Below are 24,348 nucleotides of genomic sequence, written 5' to 3'. Positions count from 1 at the left end.
TCAAACACCACTCTGGACAAAGCCCGATGCCGTTTCCATATCGACTGCAACGATCCGCGACACGCCCTGCTCCTGCATGGTCACCCCGATCAGTTGCTGCGCCATTTCCATCGCGATCTTGTTGTGTGAAATGAACAGGAACTGCGTCTTGTCGGACATCGCGCGCACGAGGTTGGCGAAGCGTTCGGTATTCGCGTCGTCCAGCGGCGCGTCCACTTCGTCGAGCAGACAGAACGGCGCCGGGTTCAACTGGAACATCGCGAACACGAGGGCTGTCGCCGTCAGCGCCTTTTCGCCGCCCGAGAGCAGATGAATCGTCGAATTCTTCTTGCCCGGCGGTTGGGCCATCACCTGCACGCCGGCGTCGAGAATTTCGTCGCCGGTCATGATGAGCCTCGCCTGACCGCCGCCGAAAAGACGCGGGAACAGTTCGCCGAAGTGCTTGTTGACTTCGTCGAACGTGCCCTGCAGCAGCGTGCGGGTTTCCTGGTCAATTTTGCGGATCGCGTCTTCGAGGGTCTCGATTGCGTTCGTCAGGTCGGCTGACTGCGCATCGAGGAAGGTCTTGCGCTCGCTCGCCGCCTTGAGTTCGTCGAGCGCCGCCATGTTCACCGGACCAAGCGCCGTGATCGCGTTGTTCAGTCGCGTGACTTCACCCTGCAGATACGACGGCTTCATATCAGGCGTGAGCTTCGCCTGCAGTTCAGCTTCATCGACGCCTGCAGCGGCGAGTTGCTCGACGAACTGCTCGCCGTTCAGGCGCGCGGCCTGCTCCTTGAGCTGCAGTTCAGTGATGCGGTCGCGCAAGGGTTGCAATGCGCGTTCGGCAGTCAGGCGCGTTTCGTCCGCCGCGCGCAGTTTCGCCGTCAGGTCATCGAGCTCAAGGCGCGCCGCGTGCAGCGCTTCTTCCTTCACCGCACGCACTTCCAGCGCTTCCTGCAGCCCGGTGTGCGCGGTCTGCCGGTTGATCGTTTCGAGTTCGACACGCGCATCTTCCAGCGATGCCGCCACGCGTTCGCTCTGTTCGTGCGCAACCTGGATGCTGCGTTTCAGCTCATCGATCCGGTTCGCCATGTTGCGCGCGGCAAACCGGGCGTCAGTCGCTGCCCGGTCGAGATCGCGCGAATGGGCACGCGCAGCGGTCAGCTCCTCATCGAGCGCTTCGAACGCGAGCTGGTTGTCCTCGAAGCGCGCCTGCAACTCGGCCAGCTGCGCATCGTGACGCTCGAAGTTCGCTTCCGATTCGCCACGCAACGCGCGCTGCTCTTCGATCTGGGCGGTAATCTCTGCGAGTTCCTCGCGGATCTGCGTGCTGCGTTGCGTGTAGCGCTCATGCGCCTGGGTCAGCTTCAGCACGTCCATCTGCAACGCGTGGACGCGCTGCGTCGCGCGCTCGACCTGCGAGCGTACATCGGACAAGGCCTGCGATGCCTGCGTGTGTGCCGCTTCCGCTCGGATGGCGGCCGCCTTTGCCTCATCGGCGAGAAGCGCCTGGGCCCGCACCTGGCGCGTCAGATTTTCGATTTCCTGCTGACGGGCCAGCATGCCGGACTGCTCGGAGTCGGCAGCGTACAGCTGCACGCCGACCCGTGTCACCACATGCCCGGCCTTGACGACAAATGCGCCGCCTGCGGGCAGTTGCGAGCGCATAGCGAGCGCTTGAGCCAGATCGTCGGCGACGAACGCCTGACCCAGCCAGTCGCTCAGCACCGCACGCAAACCTGCATCGTCAATGCGCACGAGCGCCAGCAACGGACGCAGCACAGGCGGCGCGTCGACCGGCAGACCGGCAGCCGGCGGCGCGTAGAACGCGAGCTTGGCGGGCGGTGCATCGGTCGCGAAGGCCTTGACCCAGTCGAGGTTCGACACTTCCAGCGCGGCGAGACGCTCGCGCAGCAGCGCCTCGAGGGCCGTTTCCCAGCCGGCTTCGACGTGCAGCTTTTTCCACAGACGCGGCAACGCGCCCAGCTCGTGTTTGTCGAGCCACGGCTGGATCTTGCCTTCCGTCTGGACGTTTTCCTGAAGCTGCTTCAGCGCCGCGAGGCGCGCTTCGAGCTGGTGAATCTGTGCGCTTTCCGCCTGCACGCGTTCCTGAGCAGCACGACGCTCGCCATCGAGACGCGGCAGCGCCTCCTGCGCATCCGCGTGACGTGTCTGTGCGTCGTTGAGGACCTCTTCGTGCTCGGCGAGCTGCATGCGCGACTCTTCGAGCTGCGCTTCGTCCGGGGCGTCGAGGCCGCCCGCTTCCTGCTTCAGACGCTCGTGGCGCTGCTGAAACTGCTGCAGTTGCTGATCGGCATTGCGTTGATGCGCGGCTTCGAGCTTGAGCGCCTGTTCGGTCTGCGCGATACCCGCACGCTCTTCGTTGAGCTGCGTCTGCGCGTCGCGCCAGCGGGCTTCGAGGGCCGGCATCGCGTCGTGCTTCGCGGCCGCTTCGTCTTCGGCTAGCGCGGCCTTTTCCTCCGCGACGGCCAGTTGCTCTTCGGCGTCTTCAATGTCGCCCTGGGCCTTTTCGGCCTGCGACTGCCACTGCTCACGCTGCGCGGTCAGCGCCGCGATCTGCGCCTGCACGCGGTTGCGCGATTCGACGATGAACTTGATCTCTGCCTCGAGGCGGCTCACTTCGGCGTTCGCTTCGTACAGCGCGCCTTGCGCACCCTGCATCGCGTCGCTGGCGGAATAGTGCGCCACGCGCAGCGTTTCGAGCTGCGCTTCGACTTCGCGCAGCTTCGCGGTATGCATTTCGAGGTCGATCTGGGCCTGCTCGATGGCGCGTTGCTGGCGCTCCTGCTCGCTGCCCGCCTCGTTCTTGCGCAACAGCCACAAGAGACGCTGCTTCTCTTCGCCGTCCGCCTGCAGTTCCTTGAACTTCGTTGCGACGACCGCCTGCGCTTCGAGCTTTTCGAGGTTCGTGCCGAGTTCGCGGACGATGTCCTCGACACGCGTCAGATTCTCGCGCGTGTCGTGCAGACGGTTTTCCGTTTCGCGCCGGCGTTCCTTGTACTTCGACACGCCTGCGGCTTCTTCGAGAAACACGCGCAGCTCTTCGGGCTTCGCCTCGATGATCCGCGCGATCATGCCCTGCCCAATGATCGCGTAAGCGCGCGGACCGAGGCCCGTGCCGAGGAAGATGTCCTGGATGTCGCGCCGCCGCGCCGGGAGGTTGTTGATGTAGTAGCTCGACGTGCCGTCGCGCGTCAGCACGCGCTTGACGGCGATTTCGGCATACTGGCCCCACTGGCCGGCAGCACGGCCATCGGCGTTGTCGAAGACGAGTTCGACGCTGGCGCGGCTGCCCGGCTTGCGCGCGGTCGAGCCATTGAAGATCACGTCCTGCATCGACTCGCCGCGCAGCTCGGAAGCACGCGATTCACCGAGCACCCAGCGCACGGCATCGATGATGTTGGACTTGCCGCACCCATTGGGACCGACCACGCCAACCAGCTGGCCCGGAACCTGGAAATGCGTGGGATCGACGAATGACTTGAAGCCAGCGAGTTTGATCGAGGTCAGACGCACGGCGATATCGCTGATTGAAAAGGGAAAATTGGAACGGACCGCGTACGCCGCTCGCGCCGTTCGCAAACGCTGCATAACGGCACGCGGCCACGCCGCGGTGCTGGCGCCGCAGGCGCGCGATATGGCGCGCCCCGACAGGCAGAGGCAATCATACCATCGCGCGTCCCCGTTCCTGACGGTCTGGATCGGAGTGAGAACCGATTTCAGGTTTTGCTTTCGCGCGGTGCACCCAGCTCGACAGCGCCGAAGCCAGCACGATGCACGCACCACCCGCCCATTCGCGCGGGCCGGGCGTCTCGCCGGCAAAGAGCCATGCCGACAGTGCCGTGATCACGATCTCGAACAGCATGATGATCGATGCGCGGTTGGCCGGCACGCGCGACAGCCCGTACTGCACGAGCATGTTGTTCGACGCCAGCACGAAGCCGAGGCCAAGTACGAGCAACGCGGCCGTGCCGAGATGGGCGCCCACGGGCGGCGCCGGCATCGCCTCGAACAACGAGGCAAACGCACCGAAGAGCGCCGCGCCACCGAAAATAACGGCGGTGCGCATCTCGGGTTTCATGTCGGGCAGCACGCGGCTTGTCTTCACGATCAGCACGTTGCACAACGCAAAGCCCATGCCGCCGGCGAGCCCCGCCCATTCGGCGAGGTTCCCCGGCACCGGAATGCCGAGCTGCGGCAACCACAGCATCATCATCGCGCCGGCCAGCGACAGCGCCGAGAGCGCGGCACCCGACCACGTCAGACGTTCGCGCAGGATGAAATGGGCAAAGACCGCGGTCCACGCCGGCGTGAGATAGAAAAGCAGCAGCACGCGCATGACTTCGCCGTGAATCGAACCCCAGACGAAGCCGATGTTCGTCACGCCCGCTGCCAACGCCAGTGCCAGCAGCAGCCAGTGCCACTTGACCGTCGCGATCGCGCTCCGGCGCACCAGCAGCACGAAGAGACACCCGGCGCCGCTCGTCAGCGCGCTCGCCGCCGTGCCCGTGACCCCCAGCGCCGCGAGCATGCGCAGCGGATACCAGACGAGGCCCCATACCGAAGCGCCCATCATGATTGCGAGCGTGGGCCAGCCGGTTCGGATCCAGTTTTTCATTGTTCGAAGCTCCTGCCGCGGCACGCCCCTGCACGGCCGGCGCAGCGCCGCCCATCAAAGGTCATTCCGCCTGTTACTGCCTGCATGCCTCCTCCTTGCTGCGACCGCCGCGCCGGGGTCTCTCTCCCGCGCCGTGTCTGCCGCGTCTCCTGCCGTGGGCCTTGAGCCCTGGCCCCGTCCTGCAAGCTATAATCGTGCGGTTCTCGCGGGCGGCCAAGCTCATTGTGGTCGCCATGCGCTGCCGCCACCTGTCTTCGCCCGTCTTCGATCAGGCTCGATCCGCCAAGTGAACCCGCTACTCGACTCCCTCCAGCCCTATCCATTCGAAAAGCTCCGCGCGCTTTTCAAGGACGTCACGCCGCCCGCCGCGCTCGCCCACATCAGCTTCGGCATCGGCGAGCCGAAACATCCGACGCCTGCGCTGATCCGCGATGCAGTTGTCGCATCGCTCGGCGGTCTTGCGTCCTATCCGGCCACCCTGGGCTCGGAAGCGTTGCGCGAGTCGATCGCGCGCTGGGTCACGACGCGCTACCACCTGCCGCCCGTCAATCCGGGTACCCAGGTGCTGCCTGTCGCGGGCTCGCGCGAGGCGCTTTTTGCGCTCGCGCAGACGGTGATCGATCCGCAGCGCAGAATCGATGGCCAGCCTGCGATCGTACTCTGTCCGAACCCGTTCTATCAAATCTATGAAGGCGCGGCGCTCCTCGCCGGCGCCCAGCCGTACTTCGCGAATAGCGACCCGGCGCGCAATTTCGCCTGCGACTACGCGGCGGTTCCTGCCGACGTCTGGGCGCGCACGCAGCTGCTGTACGTGTGCTCGCCGGGCAATCCGACGGGCGCCGTGCTGACACTCGACGACTGGCGCGAGCTGTTCGCGCTGTCGGACCGCTATGGCTTCGTGATCGCCTCCGACGAGTGCTACTCGGAAATCTATTTCGACGAGGCGAAACCGCCCCTTGGCGGCCTGGAAGCGGCGCACAAACTGGGCCGCGGCTTCGAGCGCCTCGTAATGCTGTCGAGCCTGTCGAAGCGCTCGAATGTGCCGGGCATGCGTTCGGGCTTTGTCGCCGGCGACGCCGCGATCCTGAAGAAATTCCTGCTGTACCGCACCTACCACGGCACGGCGCTATCGACCGTCTACCAGACCGCCAGCATCGCCGCCTGGAACGACGAAGCCCATGTGCGCGAAAACCGCGCGAAGTACGTGCAGAAATTCGCCACCGTCACGCCCATGCTCGCCAACGTGCTCGACGTGCGCCTGCCGGACGCGGCGTTCTACCTGTGGGCCGACGTGTCGCGCACCGGCCTGTCGGATACCCAGTTCGCCCAGCGCCTGTACGCCGACTATAATGTGACGGTTCTGCCCGGATCGTTTCTGGCGCGCACCGCGCACGACACAAACCCGGGTCGCAATTTCGTGCGCCTCGCGCTCGTGGCCGGTGTCGACGAGTGCACCGAAGGCGCCCAGCGCATCGTCGACTTTTGCCATTCGCTCGGCACGTCGTGAGGCAACTGAGCGACACCCTCTTCATCAGATTTCAACTTTCCAGAAACCACGAATATGTCGCAACAACTTCAGCAGATCATCGATAACGCTTGGGAAAACCGCGCCGAGCTGTCGCCGAAGGCCGCGCCCGCCGAAGTGCGCGATGCCGTCGCGCATGCAATCGAACAACTCGACAAGGGCGCGCTGCGCGTCGCCGAGAAGAAGGACGGCGACTGGGTTGTCAATCAATGGCTGAAGAAAGCCGTGCTGCTCTCGTTCCGCCTCGAAGACAACGTGCCGCAACCGGCTGGCGGCTACACCCAGTTCTACGACAAGGTGCCGTCGAAGTTCGCGAATTACACCGCTGAAGACTTCGCCGCCGGCGGCTTCCGTGTCGTGCCGCCCGCCATCGCGCGCCGCGGCTCGTTCATCGCGAAGAACGTCGTGCTGATGCCGTCGTACACCAACATCGGCGCTTACGTCGACGAAGGCACGATGGTCGATACGTGGGCCACCGTCGGTTCGTGCGCACAGATCGGCAAGAACGTGCACCTGTCGGGCGGCGTCGGCATTGGGGGCGTGCTCGAGCCGCTGCAGGCGAACCCCGTCATCATTGAAGACAACTGTTTCATCGGCGCGCGCTCGGAAGTGGTGGAAGGCGTGATCGTCGAAGAGAACTCGGTGATCTCGATGGGCGTCTACCTCGGCCAGAGCACGAAGATTTACGATCGCGAAACCGGCGAAGTCACGTATGGCCGCATCCCGGCAGGTTCGGTGGTGGTGGCGGGCAATCTGCCGTCGAAGGACGGCTCGCACAGCCTGTACTGCGCAGTGATCGTCAAGAAGGTGGATGCGAAGACGCGTGCCAAGGTCGGTCTCAACGAGCTGCTGCGAGGCGATTGATGGCTCGCGCCAACAAAACCGTCGTCTACGGCATTCCGAACTGCGACACCGTGAAAAAAGCCCGGGTATGGCTGGAAGAGCACGGCGTCGAGTTCGAGTTTCATGATTTCAAGAAAGCTGGCGTGACTGCGCCGCTCGTGCAGGACTGGTTAAAGGACGTGTCGCTCGACACGCTGCTCAACCGGCGCGGCACGACGTGGCGCGGCCTGTCCGACGACATGAAGGCCGCCGCCGACACCGAAGCGGGTGCGATTGCGCTGATGATCCACAAGCCTTCCGTGATCAAGCGGCCGGTGGTCGTGGTCAACGGACGGGTCAAGACGCTCGGGTTTTCGGAAGATCAGTACGCGACGTTGTTTGCCTAGCCGTTCCGGTTGACCGCGACTGTCATGATGGAACCATCTGAAACCATCGGGCCGCCGCATCAGACAAGCGGTTGCCGGCGCGCGCGCCGGCATTTTTTCATCCAAAAGTGGTTTGCAAAGTATCCATGTCCGGCACTCTTGCCCTTACTGAACAACTGATCGCACGCGCCTCCGTTACGCCCGACGACCAGCACTGCCAGAACCTGCTGATCGAGCGCCTGTCCGCGATCGGTTTCGTCTGCGAGACGATCGAATCGCAGGGCGTGACGAACCTGTGGGCCGTAAAGCGCGGCACCGACGGCACGAACGGCAAGCTGCTTGCGTTCGCCGGCCACACCGACGTCGTGCCGACCGGTCCGCTCGAACAATGGACGTCGGCGCCGTTCAAGCCGACCCATCGCGACGGCAAGCTCTATGGCCGCGGTGCGGCGGACATGAAAACATCGATTGCGGGCTTCGTGGTCGCGAGCGAGGAGTTCGTCGCGGCGCATCCCGAACATCGCGGCTCGATCGCGTTTCTGATCACGAGCGACGAAGAAGGCCCCGCCACCGACGGCACGATCAAGGTCGTCGAAGCACTGGAGGCGCGTGGCGAGAAAATGGACTACTGCGTCGTCGGCGAGCCGACGTCAAGTCAGACGCTCGGCGACATGGTCAAGAACGGCCGGCGCGGCTCGATGTCGGGCAAGCTGACAGTCAAAGGCGTGCAGGGGCATATCGCCTACCCGCACCTTGCGAAAAATCCGGTGCATCTGCTGGCGCCGGCGCTGGCTGAACTCGTCGCCGAAAGCTGGGACGACGGCAACGAGTATTTCCCGCCGACCACCTGGCAGGTGTCGAATCTCCACAGCGGCACCGGCGCGAGCAACGTGATACCTGGCCACGCCGAGATACTGTTCAATTTCCGTTTCTCGACAGCGAGCACCGTCGAAGGATTGCAGCGCCGCGTGCATGCGATTCTCGATAAACACGATCTGGAATACGACCTGAAATGGTCGGTCAGCGGCCTGCCCTTCCTCACGCCGCGCGGCAACCTGTCGAACGCCGTCGAAAAGGCGATCTGGGACGAAACCGGCGTGAAGACCGAACTGTCGACGACGGGCGGAACCTCCGACGGCCGTTTCATCGCACGCATCTGTGAACAGGTGGTCGAGTTCGGGCCGCCCAACGGCAGCATCCACAAGATCGACGAGCACATCGAAGTAGCGTTCATCGAACCGCTCAAGAATGTGTACCGCCGGGTACTCGAACAACTGATCGCCTGACCAAGGACACTCTGCGATGACGCTCCCGTTTTCAACCGTCCGCGACCTGCTGCGTTTCGCGGTCACGCGCTTCAATCAGGGGCAACTGTCGTTCGGCCATGGCTCATCGAACGCCTATGACGAAGCCGCCTATCTGATCCTCCATTCGCTGCATCTGCCGCTCGATCTGCTCGATCCGTTTCTCGATGCGAAGCTGACCGCCACCGAAGTCGACGCGATTTTGCGCGTGATCGAGCGTCGCGCCACCGATCGCGTGCCCGCCGCGTACATCACGCAGGAAGCGTGGATGCATGGCTTCCGCTTTCATGTCGACGAGCGGGTCATCGTGCCGCGCTCGTTCATCGGCGAGCTGTTGCAGGATGGCCTGCAGCCGTATGTCGAGGATCCTGAGCAGGTCAGCGCAGTGCTGGAGCTGTGCACCGGCTCGGCCTCGCTCGCGATCCTCGCGGCGCATGCGTTTCCGAATGCCGATATCGATGCGGTCGACCTGTCCGCGCCCGCGCTCGAAGTCGCCGGGAAAAACGTCGCCGAGTATTCGCTCGACGACCGCATCGCACTCTTCGAAGGCGATCTGTTCGCGCCATTGGCCGAGCGCCGCTATGACGTGATCATCGCGAATCCGCCATACGTCAACGCGGAGTCGATGAAATCCCTGCCCGCCGAATACCGCCACGAACCGGAGATGGCGCTTGCGGGCGGCGCGGACGGCATGGACATCGTGCGCCGCATCATCGGCGAAGCCCGAAACTGGCTGACCGACGAGGGCGTGCTGGTCGTCGAAATCGGCAACGAGCGGGCAAACGTCGAAGCGGCATTCGGCGGGCTCGACCTCGTCTGGCTGTCGACGAGCGCCGGCGACGACAACGTGTTCCTGATCCAGGCCGCCGATCTGCCAGGCTGAGATCTGGCTTGTTCGTCACATGCCGTCTTCAGGACGGCCGTGCCGCGTTGCGCGGTGTGACGACGTCGTCAGTTCGGGCGCGACGCACCCGACAGGTCGAGCATCAGGTTCGGTAAGATAAGAAGACTGCCTTCGGCGCTTCCACGGGGAGGCGTCGGCGGGAATATTTCGGATGCTTATGCAATTCGACCTGCTTCATCTGGGGACACTGGTCGCGCTCGCTCACGTGCTGGGCACGATCGCGGCCTGCCACGCCATCCTGAACACCCGTACGTCGCAAGGCGCGATTGCATGGGCGGTATCGCTCGTCGCGATGCCCTATCTGACGCTCGTGCCGTATCTGTTCCTTGGCCGCAGCAAGTTTGCGGGCTACGCGGACGCGCGCCGGATCGAGAACGAATCGCTGCGCACTCTCTCTCATCCGATTGAGTGGGATACATGCGTATCGTCCAGCGGACGCCCTACCGACGAACTGGGTCATCGCGTGATCCGCTCGCTGACGCTGCTGGGCGGCATGCCTTTTCTCTCGGGTAATACGGTTCGCACACTGGTCAATGGAGAAGCCACGTTCGCATCGATCCTTGAAGCGATCGACGCCGCGCAGAAGTACGTGATCGTGCAGTTCTTCATCGTGAAGGCCGACGCGCTCGGTGAAATGCTCAAGGACGCGCTGCTGGCGAAGGCCGCGCAGGGTGTGCGCATCTTTTTCCTGTATGACAGCATCGGCAGTTTCGACCTGCCGCACCGCTATACGGCGGCCCTTCGTGCGGGAGGCGTCGACGTGCACCCGTTCGCAACCAACCGGAAGTTCGTCAACCGCTTCCAGCTCAATTTCCGCAATCACCGAAAGATCGTGGTGGTCGACGGCGAACGTGCGTTTGTCGGTGGCCATAACGTTGGCGTCGAGTATCTGGGCGGGCATCCGCCACTCTCGCCATGGCGCGACACGCACATCGAGGTGCGCGGCCCCGCGGTGGCAAGCATCCAGTTCGTCTTCACGGAAGACTGGTACTGGGCCACGCAGCAGTTGCCACCGTTCGAAGCGCCGTCGCGCGAATCGACCGACGAAGGCATGCATTGCCTCGTCATCCCCAGCGGGCCGGCCGACAAGGTGGACACCTGCTCGCTGTTTTTCGTCGAAGCAATCAATGCCGCGCAGGAACGCATCTGGATCACGACGCCGTATCTCATCCCCGACGAAGCCGTGTCCTCCGCGCTGCGGCTCGCCGCGATGCGCGGCGTGGACGTACGAATCCTGATCCCGTGCAGGCGCGATCACATTGTCGTATTCGAGGCGTCGAAGCTGTATGCGTACGACGCCGTGCGCGCCGGTGTGCGGATCTTTCGCTACCGGCCGGGCTTTCTGCACGAGAAAGTGGTGCTGATCGACAGCATCGCCGCAGCGGTCGGCAGCGCGAATCTGGATAACCGGTCGTTCCGCCTGAACTTCGAGATCATGGTGTTGACCGTCGACCGCAAGTTCGCCGCCGAAGTCGAAGCGATGCTCGTGAAGGATTTCCAGGAGGCGTTCGAAATCAACCGGGACGAATACAGAAAAGCCCCCGCCTGGCGAAGGGTGGCGATGCACGTGGCCCGACTGTTCTCGCCTGTGCTCTGAGCGCCTTTGGATTTCCGCCTGACGTGGCAACGCCAGAACACGACGCCTATAGCGCCTTCTCGATATCCGCGACGATGGCTTCAGGTTTGGTGAGCGGCGCGTATCGCTTGATGACGGTGCCGTCGCGGCCAATGAGGAACTTGGTGAAATTCCACTTGATCGCCTCGAGCCCGAGCAATCCGGGCGCTTCGCCTGTCAGGTACTGGTAGAGAGGATGCGCGTTTGCCCCATTGACGTCGATCTTGTCGAACATCTGAAACGTAACGCCATAGTTCTTTTCGCAGAAACTGCCGATCTGCGCGGCATCGCCCGGCTCCTGTTTGCCGAACTGATTGCACGGAAACCCCAGCACCTCGAGCCCACGAGCAGCGTACTGCTCATGCAGTTTCTGCAGACCGGCATACTGCGGCGTGAAACCGCATTCGCTCGCGGTATTGACGATCAGCAGCACCTTGCCCTGATACCGCTCCAGCCCGATTGGCTCACCGCCCAGCGTGGTAGCGGAAAACGTGTAAATCGATGTCATGTGTCCTCCAGCGGAAAGCGCCCAGTCTAAGCGAAAAGCCGCCCGGCGACAGCCGGCCGAACGGCCGATGCCTGCATCACGCGGCACAGTCTAAAATAGCGTTTTTTCCCGGCCGGCCATCTTGTGATCCGCTTCAATCAGTTCAGCCTCGCGCGCGGCACCAAACCGCTCTTCGAACAAACCACGTTCACGCTCAACCCTGGCGAAAAAGCCGGTCTCGTGGGTGCGAACGGCGCGGGCAAGTCAACCCTGTTCGCCGTTCTACTCGGCGAACTGCACGCTGACGCCGGCGATTTCTCGATGCCGCCGACGTGGCAGATCGCACACGTCGCCCAGGAAACGCCCGCTGCCGACAAGACCGCCCTCGCCTACACGCTCGACGGCGATACTGCGTTGCGCGCGATCGAAGCGCGCATCGCCGCCGCGTCCGCTGCACACGATGGTGCGGCCGAAGGCGAAGCGCATGCCGCCTTCGCCGACGCCGATGGGTACACCGCGCCGGCACGGGCGGAAGCATTGCTGCTCGGCCTCGGCTTCACGCTCGAACAGACGCGCGAACCGGTCAGCAGTTTTTCCGGCGGCTGGCGTATGCGCCTGAATCTGGCCCAGGCGCTGATGTGCCGCTCCGACCTGCTGCTGCTCGACGAACCGACGAACCACCTGGACCTCGACGCGATCGTGTGGCTCGAAGAATGGCTGCACCGCTATCCGGGCACCCTGATTGTGATCTCGCACGACCGCGAGTTCCTCGATTCAGTCTGCAATGTCACATTGCACCTCGAGAACCAGCAAATCAAGCGCTACGGCGGCAACTACTCGCAGTTCGAAATCCTGCGTGCGCAACAGATTGCGCTGCAACAAAGCGCGTATGAAAAGCAGCAAAAAACCGTCGAACATCTGCAGAGCTACATCAACCGCTTCAAGGCCCAGGCCACCAAGGCGCGTCAGGCGCAGAGCCGGGTAAAGGCGCTCGAGCGGATGGAGTTGATTGCGCCGGCGCACGCCTCTTCGCCGTTCACGTTCGAATTCCGCACGCCAGACTCCGCGCCGAACCCGATGATGGTGATGGAAGACGTGCTCTGCGGCTACCGGTCAGAAGAAGGGGGCGAAATTCCGATCGTCTGGCATGTCACGCTATCGATCCAGAACGGGCAGCGTATCGGTCTGCTTGGCGCCAACGGCCAGGGCAAGTCGACGCTGATCAAGACTCTTGCCGGCACGCTTGCCCCGCTTGGCGGTCACGTGCGCGAAGGCAGAGGCCTGCGCATCGGCTATTTCGCACAACATCAACTCGAAACACTTCGGCCGGACGACTCACCGTTGCAACATCTCGCCCGCCTTGCGCCCGACACTCGGGAGCAGGAACTGCGCGACTTCCTCGGCAGCTTCAATTTCTCGGGCGACATGGCAACGGCTGCAATCGCACCGTTCTCGGGCGGCGAAAAGGCGCGTCTCGCCCTTGCGCTTATCATCTGGCAGAAGCCAAACCTACTGCTGCTCGACGAACCAACGAATCACCTCGACCTCGAAACGCGGCATGCGCTCACAATGGCGCTGGCGCAGTTCGAAGGCACGCTGATCCTCGTATCCCACGATCGCCACCTGTTGCGGGCCACCACTGACCAGTTCATGCTCGTCGCGAAGCACCGGCTGCAGCCGTTCGACGGCGATCTGGACGACTATCGCGACTGGCTGCTGCAACATGCCGCCGACCAGCGCGCGGCGGCCAAGGCCGCGTCCGCGTCGGGCTCGACTGAAGGCACCGGCGATCCGGCCATAAACAGGAAGGAGCAGCGTCGTCTGGAAGCCGAAACGCGGCAGAAGCTGGCTCACCTGAAGAAGCCGCTACAGTCGCGCATCACGAAGATCGAAAAGGAGATGGATACACTGAACGCGGAGAAAGCGACGCTCGACGCGGTCGTCGCCGATCCAGCCAGTTACGAGCCTGATCAGAAAGCGAAACTGACGGATACCATCCGGCGTCAGGCGGATGTCACCGCGCGCCTCGAAACACTCGAAGCTGAATGGCTCGAAAAACACGAGGAACTCGAACAAATCGGCTAGCGGCGCTCATCATGGGCGTCGCACCGGCATCGATGAGAGGTTGGCCTTGCCGTCTCCTGCTGCATTGAAAGGCTTGCGCGTGCTCGACCTGACGCGTCTGTTGCCCGGCCCGGTTGCGACACTCCGGCTCGCCGAGCTGGGTGCCGACGTCCTGAAGATCGAGGCCCCGGGCGTGGGAGATCACGCCCGCACGATGATGCAAAGCCAGGCGGACCGGCTCGCCGGCAGGCCGGGGGCGTTCTACCGGCTCGTCAACCGCGGCAAGCGTGAGACCCGGCTGGATCTGAAATCGGAAGCCGGTCGCACGGTGCTTCGTGCGTTGGCGCGTGAAGCGGACGTGCTGGTCGAGAGCTTCCGGCCTGGCGTGATGGAACGGCTCGGCGTCGGCTATGACCTGCTGCGGGTGGAAAATCCGAGGCTCGTCTATTGCGCGATCACAGGTTACGGGTCTGAAGGACCGTACGCGGCTTTCGCCGGACACGATCTGAACTACGTCGCCTATGCAGGCGTCCTCGATCAGCTGGTTGCGCGCGACGGCACGCCGATCATGCCTAATTTCCAGATCGCCGACCTGCTGGGCGGTGCCCTCTCGGCGGTCACGCAGATACTCGCGGCGCTCTGGCACGTCGCGCGGGGAGGAAACGGCCGTTTCATCGACGTCTCGATGACACACGCCGTGCACGCCAACAATATCGTCGCCCAGATCGCGCTCGCCAACGAGGGGGCAGCGCCACGTGCCGCCGGCGGTCTGCTGAATGGCGGCGTGCCCTGCTACAACCTGTATCGCACGCTCGATGGGCGCTGGCTTGCGATCGGCGCGCTGGAACTCAAATTCTGGGAAACGTTGTGCGCGGCGCTGGGCCGCGAAGACTGGACAGACCGGCACTGGAGCCTCGGACAGGCGATCGGTGGCCCGGACGCCGCCGCGCTGACGCTGGAACTGGCCGCCGTGATTGTTCGCGAGACGCTTGACGACTGGCTCGCGCTGCTGGAACCGCTCGATTGCTGCGTCGCCCCGGTGCTGACAGCCGCCGAGGCAGCGCGGCACCCGCTGTTCAATCCCGAGCTCGCAGAATCGCCGGACGACCAGGATGATCTGGACCCGTACCCTGCCCCGTAGATGACCCGTCCAGGACGGTACTTGCGTTGCCAACCTGGCCCGCATTACACCGGCCGCCGGATACTTTCAACGCCGCGGCAAGGTCTGCCGGGGCGCGCTCTCGTCGTCGATGAGCACGTGCTTGCGCCCTTCGACGTGCCGTTCAATGGTGGCGCGCACTTCATCGGCGGTCACATCTTCGGCGACGACCCGACGCGAAATCTGCCCGGCCGTGTCGATCCATTCGACAATCCGGCAACCACGGCCACCCCACGGTTGCCGGATCGGCTCCGACACACGACAGCCGCGCAGATTCATGAGGCGCTCGGCCACGGATTCATGAGACTGTTTCAAGACGCCATCCTTTCCGCTCTTGACGGACTCCTAACCCGGGCAGGATAGGGGAAAACGCGTGTCCCGCGGGTTACAGGCGGCGTAGAGATATTTACGACACATTACGCTGTATGGCACGCCGATTGTTTGTCGCGCTGGCCCAGCGGGACGAGCCAGCCGGCCTCAGTCGAGATCCCGGACCTGATCGATAGCCTGTTCGATCCGCTCGACAGCAATGACGCGCAGACCGTCGATCGCCTGTTTGGGCGCATTCGCCTTTGGAATCACCGCGATCGTAAAGCCAAGTTTGGCCGCCTCCTTCAGGCGCTCCTGGCCGCGCGGCGAAGGTCGGATCTCGCCGGCAAGTCCCACTTCACCGAACACGAACAGTCCCTTTGGCAGCGGCTTGTTGCGCAGCGACGACTGAATGGCGAGCAGCACGGCAAGATCGGCAGCCGGCTCGGTAATTTTCACGCCGCCGACCGCGTTCAGAAACACATCCTGGTCGAAACAGGCGATGCCCGCGTGTCGATGCAGTACCGCGAGCAGCAGCGCGAGACGATTCTGTTCGAGCCCGACGGCAAGCCGCCGTGGGTTGGGCACATGGGCTGTATCCACCAGCGCCTGGATTTCGACGAGCAGCGGCCTCGAGCCCTCCTGCGTCACGAGCACGCACGAACCCGGCACCGTCTGCTCATGCTGTGACAGAAACAGCGCCGACGGATTCGCCACGCCGCGCAGCCCACGCTCGGTCATCGCGAATACACCGAGTTCGTTCACCGCGCCAAAGCGGTTCTTGAAGGCTCGCACCAGCCGGAACGACGAATGCGTGTCGCCTTCGAAGTACAGCACGGTGTCAACGATGTGCTCGAGCACGCGAGGACCGGCGAGGTTGCCCTCTTTGGTCACGTGGCCGACCATGATGATCGCCGTGCCGGACTGCTTGGCCACACGCGTCAACTGGGCCGCGCACTCTCTGACCTGTGCGACCGAACCGGGCGCCGATGTGAGCGCGTCTGAATAGATCGTCTGGATCGAATCGATCACGGCGACATCGGGACGCTCGGCCTCGATCGTTGCCTGAATCTTTTCCAGCTGGATTTCGGCGAGCAGTTTGAGTTCGCTCGCCATCGACAGCGGATCGAGTAGCGAAAGCCGTTGCGCGCGTAACGCAATCTGTGCGGCGGACTCTTCGCCGCTCACATAGAGCGCCCGTCGCTCGCTGGCGATTTCCGCGAGCGACTGCAGCAGCAACGTCGATTTGCCGATGCCGGGGTCGCCGCCAATCAGCACGACACCGCCCGCCACCAGCCCCCCGCCCAGCACCCGGTCGAACTCGCTCACGCCAGTCGAAAAGCGCGGCACATCGGATGCGTCGATGTCCGCGAGCCGCTGCACCGCAGCGCTTTTCGCGAGCGACTGGAACCGGTGTGCCGAGGGGGATTCCGCAACGCTTTCGACGAGCGTGTTCCACGCTCCGCACGCCGGGCACTGCCCTTGCCACTTGGGCGCCTGCCCGCCGCACTCGGTGCAGGTGTACAACGTCTTCTGTTTAGCCACGCGCCCTTCCCGTTACTGCACTGTTCTTATCGTTGTCCGGCAGGACACGGCTATTCGGCACGCACGGGCACGCGCGGCGCCACGGCACACATCAGTTCATAGCCGATCGTTCCGCACGAGCGGGCGACGTCGTCGATCGGCAGGTTCGCACCCCACAGCTCGACGCGCGAGCCGACGTTGGCAGTCGGGCACGGGGTCAGGTCCACGGTGATCATGTCCATCGATACCCGGCCAACCAGACGTGTCAGCACACCGTCGACGATCGCCGGCGTACCTTCCGGCGCGACGCGGGGATAGCCGTCGGCATAGCCGCACGCCACCACGCCGATGCGCATCGGACCGCGGGCCGCAAAGGTCGAACCGTACCCGACGGTTTGCCCCTCGGCGAGCATCTGCACGGCGATCAGCTCGGAGGCAAGCGTCATGGCCGGCTGCAACCCGGTTCCTTGGATGTCCGCCGTCACACCTGACGGCGACGCGCCATAAAGAATGATGCCCGGGCGCACCCAGTCGAAATGGGCAGCGGGATGCCACAACGTCGCCGCCGAGTTCGACAGGCTGCGCGCGCCCGCAATCCCCTCTGCGCCGCGCTCGAAGGCTTCCATCTGGTCCGCGACGCCGCGCTCGCTGTCGGCGTCGGCGAAATGCGTCATGAGCGTGATCTGGCCGACGCCCTGACACGCACGGGCCCGCTCCCACGCAGCGCGAAACCGCTCAGGCGTATAGCCGAGACGGTTCATGCCGCTGTTCATCTTCAACTGGATATTGACGGGCTTCGACAGACGCGCCATTTCCAGCATGCGCATCTGCTCGTCCGAATGCACTGCCGTGCTCAGACTGTAACGGTCGACGACATCGAGATCGGTCGGACGGAAAAAGCCTTCCAGCAGCAAAATTGGACCGGCCCAGCCCAATTCCCGCAACTTCACGGCTTCTTCGAGGTCGAGCAATCCGAAGCCGTCTGTTGCGCGCAAACCCGGGAATGCCCGGGCGAGCCCGTGACCATAGGCATTAGCCTTCACGACGGCCCAGATCCGGGACTTCGGCGCGTAGCGGCGGACGACGGCGAGATTATTGGCGAGAGCGGCGGTATGAATGGTGGCTGAGAGCGGGCGCGGCATGGGATGTTTTCGTAAAGACGCTTGCGAATCAGCGGCTTACAGTGCGTTTTCAGCACACTGGAGCCCGCTGGACGGTGCGATCAAGGATTCTGCTAGTCTGAATACAGCTATTTTCGTGATATAAAGCCGTGCGCACAACCCATTTCGAACGGAATAAGCCCGGACGCACTCCACACGGCCGGGGCGGACGGACCGCAGCGAGGACAGCATCGCATCAGATGAAAAAAGGTTTTTACACCATCATGGCCGCGCAGTTTTTTTCCTCGCTGGCCGACAATGCGCTTCTGATTGCTGCTATTGCACTGCTGAAAGATCTTCACGCCCCGAACTGGATGACGCCGCTGCTCAAGCTGTTTTTTGTGCTGTCGTACGTCGTTCTGGCTGCCTTCGTAGGGGCCTTCGCCGACTCCCGACCGAAGGGTCAGGTGATGTTCGTGACCAATACCATCAAGGTCGTCGGCTGCATCACGATGTTGATTGGAGCGCACCCGCTCATTGCTTACGGCATCGTTGGATTTGGCGCCGCCGCTTATTCTCCGGCGAAATACGGCATTCTCACGGAGCTGCTGCCGCCTGACCGGCTCGTCGCGGCCAACGGGTGGATCGAAGGCACGACGGTCGGATCCATCATTCTCGGCACCGTTCTAGGCGGCGCGCTCATCAGCCCGCACATCGCAGCCCCCATCCTCCGGCACCACATCCCCACGATCAACACTCCCGCCGAAGCCGCGATGCTCGTGATCGTGGTGTTCTATGTGATCGCTGCGCTCTTCAACCTTCGGATTCCCGATACGGGCGCCCGCTATCCGCGACAGGAACGCGGCCCAATCAAGCTCATTACCGATTTTGCCGACTGCTTCCTGATCCTGTGGCGCGACAAGCTCGGTCAGATCTCGCTCGCCGTCACGACGCTCTTCTGGGGTGCGGGCGCGACGCTTCAGTTCATCGTGCTGAAGTGGGCGGAAGTGTCGCTCGGCATGTCGCTGTCGGAAGGCGCGATCCTGCAGGCCGTGGTCGCGGTCGGCGTGGCGGCGGGCGCGGTCATCGCCGCCGCGAAGGTGCCGCTCAAGAAGTCGCTGTCGGTGCTGCCGGTCGGCATCATGATGGGCATCGCCGTGATGCTGATGGCCTTCTATACGAAGGACCTGTTTCCGTCGCACTGGGGCCTCTATTTCGGCAGAATGCACGTCTCCGGCTATCTGCTGATTGCCTATCTGTTCCTGATGATCGTCGGCGGCCTGTCGGGCTTTTTTGTGGTGCCGATGAATGCGCTGCTGCAGCATCGCGGACACGTGCTGCTCTCGGCTGGTCACTCGATCGCCGTGCAGAACTTCAACGAAAATCTCTCGGTGCTCGTCATGCTGTGCCTCTACGCGGTACTCGTGTGGCTCGACGTGCCGGTATCGGTGGTGATCGTGCTGTTCGGCACCTTTGTCTGCCTGATGATGTGGCTGGTGATGCGGCGCCACCAGGCCAACCAGCGCGCCTTCGATTCGGTCGCGCTCATAGGCGAAGTCAAGCACTGACCTGGCAAGCGGGTCCGGCGTTACGGCGCCCACGCGCTTCGGGCGTCCGGCCCAGCCCTGTTTCGCGGCTGTCCTGAGCGCATGCTTTTTTCACGCTTTCCGCACGTTCTACGATGACTCAACCGATTCCCAACGTTCTGACGATCGCGGGTTCCGATTCCGGCGGCGGCGCCGGGATTCAGGCCGACCTCAAGGCGTTTTCCGCACTCGGCGCGTATGGCGCAAGCGTGATCACGGCGCTGACCGCCCAGAACACGCGCGGCGTGACAGCCATTCATACGCCCGATCCGGCCTTCATCACGGCACAACTCGACGCCGTGTTCGACGACATCCGCATCGACGCAGTGAAGATCGGCATGCTCGCCAATGCGCAAATCGCGCACGCAGTCGCCGATGCCTTGCGACGTCACCGGCCGAAATACGTCGTCCTCGATACCGTGATGATCTCGAAGAGCAATCACGCGTTGCTCGCCCCCGATGCGGTGGCCGCTGTGCGCGACGAACTGTTGCCGCTCGCTGACCTGCTCACGCCGAACCTGCCGGAAGCGGCTGCGCTACTCGGCGAGACTGCCGTCACCGATGAAGCCGGCATGATCCGCCAGGGCGAGGCGCTACGCGCGCTCGGCGCGCGCGCGGTGCTGATGAAGGGCGGTCATCTTTCCGCTGTCGACAGTCCGGACTGGCTGATTCAGGACAGCGGCACGCTGCGGCTCGGCGGCCCACGTGTGCCGGTCAAAAATACGCACGGGACCGGCTGCACGCTGTCATCGTCGATTGCCGCGCTGATTCCGCAACGCAACGATCTCGCGAGCGCGGTCGCGGACGCCAAGCAATATCTGACCGGTGCACTGCAGGAAAGCGACCGGCTCGATGTCGGCAGCGGCGTCGGCCCGGTGCATCATTTTTATCGCTGGTGGTGACGCTGGCGATCGATATGCAGGCGAGGCGGCGTGCAGGTTCAGCCGCTGCGCTGTGAACATCCGCTCCCATTCAACCACTACCGCGCGAAGCGTCGCCCTCCGGTCGGTCACTGACGCGCGAACGCCTGCCCCCGCCTTGGCCAGTCATCGGGAACAATGAAGCCACGCGAGCGTTCCAGCCAGCGGCCGGTCTCGTCGTGTGCGAACGCCGCGACCATCGTGGGGCCGGTCTGCCGCTCGAGTCCACCGAATAGCGTGGCCGCGTCGACGAATGCAGCCTCCGGGGTAACCTCCCCCGTTTCGTAACGCCGCGGCGCCAGCCACTCGAGCCGCGGCAGCACCTTCCATGCGTCTGCATGTCCGTCGGCGAAAGCCGGCCAGTCCTCGCGCGGCGTCCACCAGCCACGCGCATGCGCCGGATCGATTTCCGGCGGATCCTGCGTCGCCTCGCCAGTCCGGTAAAAGAGCCACCCCTTGACGCACATCTGCGGCTCCCACGGACCGCGGTGGCCGAGCGTCGCAAATTCTTCGCGCGCGCTGAGCGGCAACTGATGATCGAGCAGATGTGACAGCTTCAGATCGAAGCGATCCTGCAGATTCGGGCCGACGTAGTCCGCAAGCCGCGCACGCCCGTCGCCCGCATGCAGATAGCACTTCACCGCGAGTTCCCAGTGCAGGCGCCGCCCGCTTCCCGTTTCCACCAGAAAGTCGCATTCGCCGAGCGTCACGCCCGCACGCCGCAGCGCGACGTTGGCTGCCACGAGCCGGGCGGCGGGTCCATTCAGCAGAAACCAGCCCAGCAGACATTCGGCGTAGCGGCCGAGCCGCGTGATGCGCGACGCCGCGATGTGGCGATGCAAGGCCTCTGGCGCGGCGTCGAGCGCGAACAGCCAGTCGATGGTGGCGGCTTCTTCGTCGCCGGTTTCGAACGGAATCGCCAGTCTTCCGAAAGGCGGTTGTGCACGCAACAGGTCCGGGCTGAACAGCAGCCAGGCTAGATCGCGCACGACCGCGTCGCGCAGGGCATCGAACCGCGCAGCGGGTGCCACGGCAGGCGCGACTGGCCCAGGTGCGGCGTTCATCAGCTGGCCGGCCCGCCGGCCGCCTTGCGCCACGTATCGCGCGCGAGACACAGATCGGCCCAGGCTTTCGCCTTGTCGGGCAGGCTGCGCAGCAGGTACGCCGGGTGGTACGTGACGATCACCGGCACGCCTTCGTACTCGTGGACGCGACCGCGCAGCGACGAGATGCTCGCGTCCGTCTTCAGCAGGCTTTGCGCGGCAAAGCGGCCAAGCGCGACGATTAGCTTCGGCTTGACGAGCGCCACCTGCCGCTGCAGATACGGCTCGCAGCGCGCGACTTCGTCGGGCTCCGGATTGCGGTTGCCGGGCGGCCGACACTTGATGACATTCGCGATATAGACGTTGGTGTCACGGGCGAGCGTCAGCGCCCGCAACATGTTGTCGAGCAGCTTGCCTGCCTGACCGACAAACGGCTCGCCCTGGCGATCTTCGTTTTCGCCAGGCGCTTCTCCGATCAGCATCCAGTCGGCGTTGCGGTCGCCTACGCCAAATACCGTGTTGGTGCGTTTCTCGCACAGGCGGCAGCGTTCACAGGATGCGACGCGCGCGCTCAACGCGTCCCAGTCAAGGGTTGCAATCGACGCTACCTTCGCATCGACGCTGTTTTCGCGCGCCTCTGCGGGCACTCCGGTTGAGAGATCGTCGAACCACGCGAGATCGTCGGGATCGGGCACCGGTGCGGGTTGCTCAGATGCACCGGTTTTGTCCGCTGGCCGCGGCATGTCACGCGACCCCGTATCGTCGCGCAGGCGTATCGCGGACTCCCCGCGATCTGTGGCTTGTCGCATCGCCGGTTGTACGGCAGCGTCTGTTACCGTGGCCGCTACCGGCTCGGGCCACCGGCCAGTAGCCGGACGTGACGGCTTGCGCCAGCTTTCTTGCGCAACGCTGGCAGCCTGGCGGGCGGGTACGGCTGCCGCCATTGCCGCTTCCGCGACGGGCGCCGTCGGCTGCCCCATTCCGCGCCGCACCCAGAGCGGCGAGAGTCCGAGCTCTTCCAGAGCGGATTCATGCAGCGCCATCTGCGCCCTCCCTTGCAAACGAAAAACGCATCACGATGGCATCCTCCCGACCGCGATGCCGCGCCGGATAGTAGTTCTTGCGCCGACCGATCGACGAGAAACCGAATTGCTCATATAGCCGGATGGCGCGGTGATTGGACGGACGTACCTCGAGCAGGAGTCCGTCGAGCTTCTCGGCGCGCGTAATGCGCACCGCCTCGCGTAACAACGCGAGACCCGCGCCCGCACCCTGCGCCTGCGGCGCCACGCACAGATTCAGCAGATGCATTTCGTCGACGACGGGCATCAGCACGCAATAACCGATCAGCGTACCGGTGACATGCCGCAGACACACGCCGAAATACCCGTTACGCAACGAGTCGCCGAAGTTACCGCGACTCCACGGAAATTCGTAGGCGATTTTCTCGATGGCCGCGACCTCGTCCAGGTCGCTTTCTGTCATGGGCGACATGTAGCGGTCGGCCAATAACACGCCACTCATCGCCCACCCTCGCCCGCTGCCTGCCGAACCGCGTGCGCGCGCTTCGCAGCCATGCGCTCGGCGGTGGTTTGTGCAACCTTGTCGCGGATGTATTCCGGCGCGGCCTGATCGGCGGGCACGGTGCGGCCCGCACGCAACGCACGAAACCCGGCCATCGCGACCGGCAGTGCATTCGGCAGCGCTTCTGCGTCGATCACCTGGGCGCGCGTGCGCGCCTCGAGCCGCGCACCAAACGCAGCGGCTGCGTTGCCCGCGAGCGTGAACGGCACCTCGGGCAATACGAGCCGGTCGGGGGCATCGAGCGATGCCGGATGGACCACGCGCCAGTCGCCCTGTTCGACATCCCAGGCGTAGTCGGCCCAGTAGACTTCGTCCATGCGGGCGTCGAGCGCGGCGAGCACGCGGTTCGTCGACGGAGCGCGCAGCCGCGCGCTTTCGGCGCAAGCGAGCAGCGTGCCGACCGGCACAACCGGCACATCGAGTCCGAATGCGAGCCCCTGCGCGACGCCGGTCGCCGTGCGCAGGCCCGTGAACGAACCGGGGCCCGCACCGAACGCAATCGCATCGCAGTCGGCAAGCGTCAGGTCAGCTTCGGCAAGGAGCTCGCGGATAGCGGGCAAAAGGCGCGTGCTGGACGCCGCACCGGTCGCTTCATGGCGCGTCCAGACGCGCGGCGCGGAAGCAGTCGAATCCGTCGACGACGCGTCGGCGGACAAAAGTGCGACCGAACAGAACTCGGTCGACGTATCAAGGGCAAGCAGCACAGTGTGAGTCATGACCGCTATTGTAATGCGGCGCCCCGTGTTGCCGGACGTGATCCGCGCCGCCCGCCAGCGATGAACTGTCTGGAAGAATCGTTCCAGCCCTGTCACCGGCTTCGCTTGATATGATCACCGGCCAATCTCGAAATGGTATGGAGGATCAAATGAGCGACGTCGACGCGCTGTTTACGAAAGCCCACGAAGAAGTGCAGCAACTGCCGGAGCGGCCGGGCAACCTGACGCTGCTGCGTCTCTATGCGCTGTACAAACAGGCGACCAGGGGTGACGTCCACGGTGACAAGCCGGGCTTCACCGACATCGTCGGCAAATACAAGTACGACGCATGGGCCGCGCTGAAGGGCACGGCGCAGGACACCGCGAAACAGCAATACGTAGAACTGGTCGAATCGCTAAAGAACGGCACTGCCGCGTGACCAAAAGCGGGCGGCCGCCTGAACGCGCTCTCCGCCGCGCAAGCCACCCTGTCCGGCCCCGACCTCCGGGAATCAGACAGGACGGCCGCTCCGCCCCAATCTGCCAAAAACAGTTCTCGAATGTGGCGCACTGCAGCAAAACCCGATACAATGCTGCCTGCGCTTCACTGCTTTGCCCGGTTTTCAGTCCGGCCGTTGCGGCGCAGCGCCTCGTAGCGTTTTGCTCCAATCCAGTTTAGAACCTGTCCCCTCCTGCCAGC

The 24,348-nt window shown here is 64.0% G+C and carries 21 protein-coding genes; 11 read left to right on the top strand and 10 right to left on the bottom strand.

The annotated features are described in order from the left end of the window. Entirely contained in the window at positions 1 to 3,519 is a 3,519-nt protein-coding gene (gene smc, locus B0G77_RS15085; RefSeq protein ID WP_133662848.1) for a chromosome segregation protein SMC, read from the bottom strand. Positions 3,520 to 3,667: 148 nt separating this feature from the next. Continuing rightward, a complete protein-coding gene (locus tag B0G77_RS15080) occupies positions 3,668 to 4,621 on the bottom strand; it encodes a DMT family transporter (protein ID WP_133662847.1) in 954 nt (317 codons plus the stop codon). A gap of 286 nt (positions 4,622 to 4,907) precedes the next feature. On the opposite strand from B0G77_RS15080, the gene dapC reads away from it, so the two are divergent. From dapC to cls, 6 genes are all read left to right on the top strand, one after another. Beyond that, a complete protein-coding gene (gene dapC, locus B0G77_RS15075; RefSeq protein ID WP_133662846.1) occupies positions 4,908 to 6,128 on the top strand; it encodes a succinyldiaminopimelate transaminase in 1,221 nt (406 codons plus the stop codon). Positions 6,129 to 6,182: 54 nt separating this feature from the next. Further along, entirely contained in the window at positions 6,183 to 7,010 is an 828-nt protein-coding gene (gene dapD, locus B0G77_RS15070; protein ID WP_133662845.1) for a 2,3,4,5-tetrahydropyridine-2,6-dicarboxylate N-succinyltransferase, read from the top strand. Continuing rightward, complete coding sequence (locus B0G77_RS15065) at positions 7,010 to 7,375, top strand: ArsC family reductase (RefSeq protein ID WP_133662844.1); 366 nt, start codon at positions 7,010 to 7,012, stop codon at positions 7,373 to 7,375. Before dapD ends, B0G77_RS15065 begins: the two co-directional genes overlap by 1 nt. A gap of 125 nt (positions 7,376 to 7,500) precedes the next feature. Beyond that, positions 7,501 to 8,640 (top strand): succinyl-diaminopimelate desuccinylase, encoded by a 1,140-nt coding sequence (gene dapE, locus B0G77_RS15060; RefSeq protein WP_133662843.1) that lies wholly within the window; start codon positions 7,501 to 7,503, stop codon positions 8,638 to 8,640. Between the two features lie 16 nt (positions 8,641 to 8,656). Continuing rightward, positions 8,657 to 9,541, top strand: a complete 885-nt coding sequence (prmB, locus tag B0G77_RS15055; RefSeq protein WP_133662842.1) for a 50S ribosomal protein L3 N(5)-glutamine methyltransferase — start codon at positions 8,657 to 8,659, stop codon at positions 9,539 to 9,541. A gap of 178 nt (positions 9,542 to 9,719) precedes the next feature. Next, positions 9,720 to 11,159, top strand: coding sequence for a cardiolipin synthase (cls, locus tag B0G77_RS15050; RefSeq protein ID WP_133664152.1), 1,440 nt, complete (start codon positions 9,720 to 9,722; stop codon positions 11,157 to 11,159). A gap of 46 nt (positions 11,160 to 11,205) precedes the next feature. Here cls and B0G77_RS15045 read toward each other — a convergent pair whose 3' ends face one another. Beyond that, positions 11,206 to 11,685 (bottom strand): glutathione peroxidase, encoded by a 480-nt coding sequence (locus B0G77_RS15045; RefSeq protein WP_133662841.1) that lies wholly within the window; start codon positions 11,683 to 11,685, stop codon positions 11,206 to 11,208. Between the two features lie 123 nt (positions 11,686 to 11,808). On the opposite strand from B0G77_RS15045, the gene B0G77_RS15040 reads away from it, so the two are divergent. Together B0G77_RS15040 and B0G77_RS15035 are read left to right on the top strand one after the other, a co-directional pair. Next, positions 11,809 to 13,749, top strand: a complete 1,941-nt coding sequence (locus tag B0G77_RS15040; RefSeq protein ID WP_133662840.1) for an ATP-binding cassette domain-containing protein — start codon at positions 11,809 to 11,811, stop codon at positions 13,747 to 13,749. A gap of 46 nt (positions 13,750 to 13,795) precedes the next feature. Continuing rightward, positions 13,796 to 14,869 (top strand): CaiB/BaiF CoA-transferase family protein, encoded by a 1,074-nt coding sequence (locus B0G77_RS15035; RefSeq protein ID WP_243751001.1) that lies wholly within the window; start codon positions 13,796 to 13,798, stop codon positions 14,867 to 14,869. Positions 14,870 to 14,935: 66 nt separating this feature from the next. Here B0G77_RS15035 and B0G77_RS15030 read toward each other — a convergent pair whose 3' ends face one another. From B0G77_RS15030 to alr, 3 genes are all read right to left on the bottom strand, one after another. Continuing rightward, complete coding sequence (locus tag B0G77_RS15030; RefSeq protein ID WP_133662838.1) at positions 14,936 to 15,202, bottom strand: DUF2866 domain-containing protein; 267 nt, start codon at positions 15,200 to 15,202, stop codon at positions 14,936 to 14,938. Between the two features lie 162 nt (positions 15,203 to 15,364). Beyond that, positions 15,365 to 16,741 carry a DNA repair protein RadA gene (radA, locus tag B0G77_RS15025; protein ID WP_133662837.1) on the bottom strand — a complete coding sequence of 459 codons (1,377 nt, stop codon included), beginning with the start codon at positions 16,739 to 16,741 and terminating at the stop codon, positions 15,365 to 15,367. 50 nt (positions 16,742 to 16,791) lie between these two features. Continuing rightward, positions 16,792 to 17,862 (bottom strand): alanine racemase, encoded by a 1,071-nt coding sequence (gene alr / locus B0G77_RS15020; protein ID WP_133662836.1) that lies wholly within the window; start codon positions 17,860 to 17,862, stop codon positions 16,792 to 16,794. 218 nt (positions 17,863 to 18,080) lie between these two features. On the opposite strand from alr, the gene lplT reads away from it, so the two are divergent. Both lplT and thiD read left to right on the top strand, forming a co-directional pair. After that, positions 18,081 to 19,388, top strand: coding sequence for a lysophospholipid transporter LplT (gene lplT / locus B0G77_RS15015; protein WP_133662835.1), 1,308 nt, complete (start codon positions 18,081 to 18,083; stop codon positions 19,386 to 19,388). Positions 19,389 to 19,501: 113 nt separating this feature from the next. After that, on the top strand, positions 19,502 to 20,308 hold the full coding sequence (gene thiD / locus B0G77_RS15010) for a bifunctional hydroxymethylpyrimidine kinase/phosphomethylpyrimidine kinase (RefSeq protein ID WP_133662834.1): 807 nt from the start codon (positions 19,502 to 19,504) through the stop codon (positions 20,306 to 20,308). Between the two features lie 107 nt (positions 20,309 to 20,415). Here the strand turns inward: thiD and B0G77_RS15005 are convergent, their stop codons facing one another. From B0G77_RS15005 to tsaB, 4 genes are read right to left on the bottom strand one after another with little or no spacing between them, the layout of a single operon-like run. Further along, positions 20,416 to 21,390 carry a DUF1853 family protein gene (locus B0G77_RS15005; RefSeq protein ID WP_133662833.1) on the bottom strand — a complete coding sequence of 325 codons (975 nt, stop codon included), beginning with the start codon at positions 21,388 to 21,390 and terminating at the stop codon, positions 20,416 to 20,418. After that, on the bottom strand, positions 21,390 to 22,412 hold the full coding sequence (locus B0G77_RS15000) for a uracil-DNA glycosylase (protein WP_133662832.1): 1,023 nt from the start codon (positions 22,410 to 22,412) through the stop codon (positions 21,390 to 21,392). Before B0G77_RS15000 ends, B0G77_RS15005 begins: the two co-directional genes overlap by 1 nt. Further along, a complete protein-coding gene (rimI, locus tag B0G77_RS14995; RefSeq protein ID WP_133662831.1) occupies positions 22,399 to 22,893 on the bottom strand; it encodes a ribosomal protein S18-alanine N-acetyltransferase in 495 nt (164 codons plus the stop codon). The genes B0G77_RS15000 and rimI overlap by 14 nt, the downstream gene beginning before the upstream one ends. Then, entirely contained in the window at positions 22,890 to 23,669 is a 780-nt protein-coding gene (gene tsaB, locus B0G77_RS14990) for a tRNA (adenosine(37)-N6)-threonylcarbamoyltransferase complex dimerization subunit type 1 TsaB (RefSeq protein WP_133662830.1), read from the bottom strand. The genes rimI and tsaB overlap by 4 nt, the downstream gene beginning before the upstream one ends. A 149-nt stretch (positions 23,670 to 23,818) precedes the next feature. On the opposite strand from tsaB, the gene B0G77_RS14985 reads away from it, so the two are divergent. Next, a complete protein-coding gene (locus B0G77_RS14985; RefSeq protein ID WP_133662829.1) occupies positions 23,819 to 24,088 on the top strand; it encodes an acyl-CoA-binding protein in 270 nt (89 codons plus the stop codon). The last annotated feature ends 260 nt before the right edge of the window (positions 24,089 to 24,348 follow it).

This window comes from Paraburkholderia sp. BL10I2N1 (genome assembly GCF_004361815.1).
Lineage (GTDB): Bacteria > Pseudomonadota > Gammaproteobacteria > Burkholderiales > Burkholderiaceae > Paraburkholderia.
Note: the sequence above shows the minus strand (reverse complement) of the source record. Positions and strands in the feature narration are given on the sequence as shown.

What these genes read in the sequence shown, in the direction of transcription:
- B0G77_RS15080 (WP_133662847.1), bottom strand. Translation starts at nt 4,621, where the DNA reads ATGAAAAACTGGATCCGAACCGGCTGGCCCACGCTCGCAATCATGATG.
- dapD (WP_133662845.1), top strand. Translation starts at nt 6,183, where the DNA reads ATGTCGCAACAACTTCAGCAGATCATCGATAACGCTTGGGAAAACCGC.
- B0G77_RS15065 (WP_133662844.1), top strand. Translation starts at nt 7,010, where the DNA reads ATGGCTCGCGCCAACAAAACCGTCGTCTACGGCATTCCGAACTGCGAC.
- dapE (WP_133662843.1), top strand. Translation starts at nt 7,501, where the DNA reads ATGTCCGGCACTCTTGCCCTTACTGAACAACTGATCGCACGCGCCTCC.
- prmB (WP_133662842.1), top strand. Translation starts at nt 8,657, where the DNA reads ATGACGCTCCCGTTTTCAACCGTCCGCGACCTGCTGCGTTTCGCGGTC.
- cls (WP_133664152.1), top strand. Translation starts at nt 9,720, where the DNA reads ATGCAATTCGACCTGCTTCATCTGGGGACACTGGTCGCGCTCGCTCAC.
- B0G77_RS15045 (WP_133662841.1), bottom strand. Translation starts at nt 11,685, where the DNA reads ATGACATCGATTTACACGTTTTCCGCTACCACGCTGGGCGGTGAGCCA.
- alr (WP_133662836.1), bottom strand. Translation starts at nt 17,862, where the DNA reads ATGCCGCGCCCGCTCTCAGCCACCATTCATACCGCCGCTCTCGCCAAT.
- lplT (WP_133662835.1), top strand. Translation starts at nt 18,081, where the DNA reads ATGAAAAAAGGTTTTTACACCATCATGGCCGCGCAGTTTTTTTCCTCG.
- thiD (WP_133662834.1), top strand. Translation starts at nt 19,502, where the DNA reads ATGACTCAACCGATTCCCAACGTTCTGACGATCGCGGGTTCCGATTCC.
- B0G77_RS15005 (WP_133662833.1), bottom strand. Translation starts at nt 21,390, where the DNA reads ATGAACGCCGCACCTGGGCCAGTCGCGCCTGCCGTGGCACCCGCTGCG.
- B0G77_RS15000 (WP_133662832.1), bottom strand. Translation starts at nt 22,412, where the DNA reads ATGGCGCTGCATGAATCCGCTCTGGAAGAGCTCGGACTCTCGCCGCTC.
- rimI (WP_133662831.1), bottom strand. Translation starts at nt 22,893, where the DNA reads ATGAGTGGCGTGTTATTGGCCGACCGCTACATGTCGCCCATGACAGAA.
- tsaB (WP_133662830.1), bottom strand. Translation starts at nt 23,669, where the DNA reads ATGACTCACACTGTGCTGCTTGCCCTTGATACGTCGACCGAGTTCTGT.
- B0G77_RS14985 (WP_133662829.1), top strand. Translation starts at nt 23,819, where the DNA reads ATGAGCGACGTCGACGCGCTGTTTACGAAAGCCCACGAAGAAGTGCAG.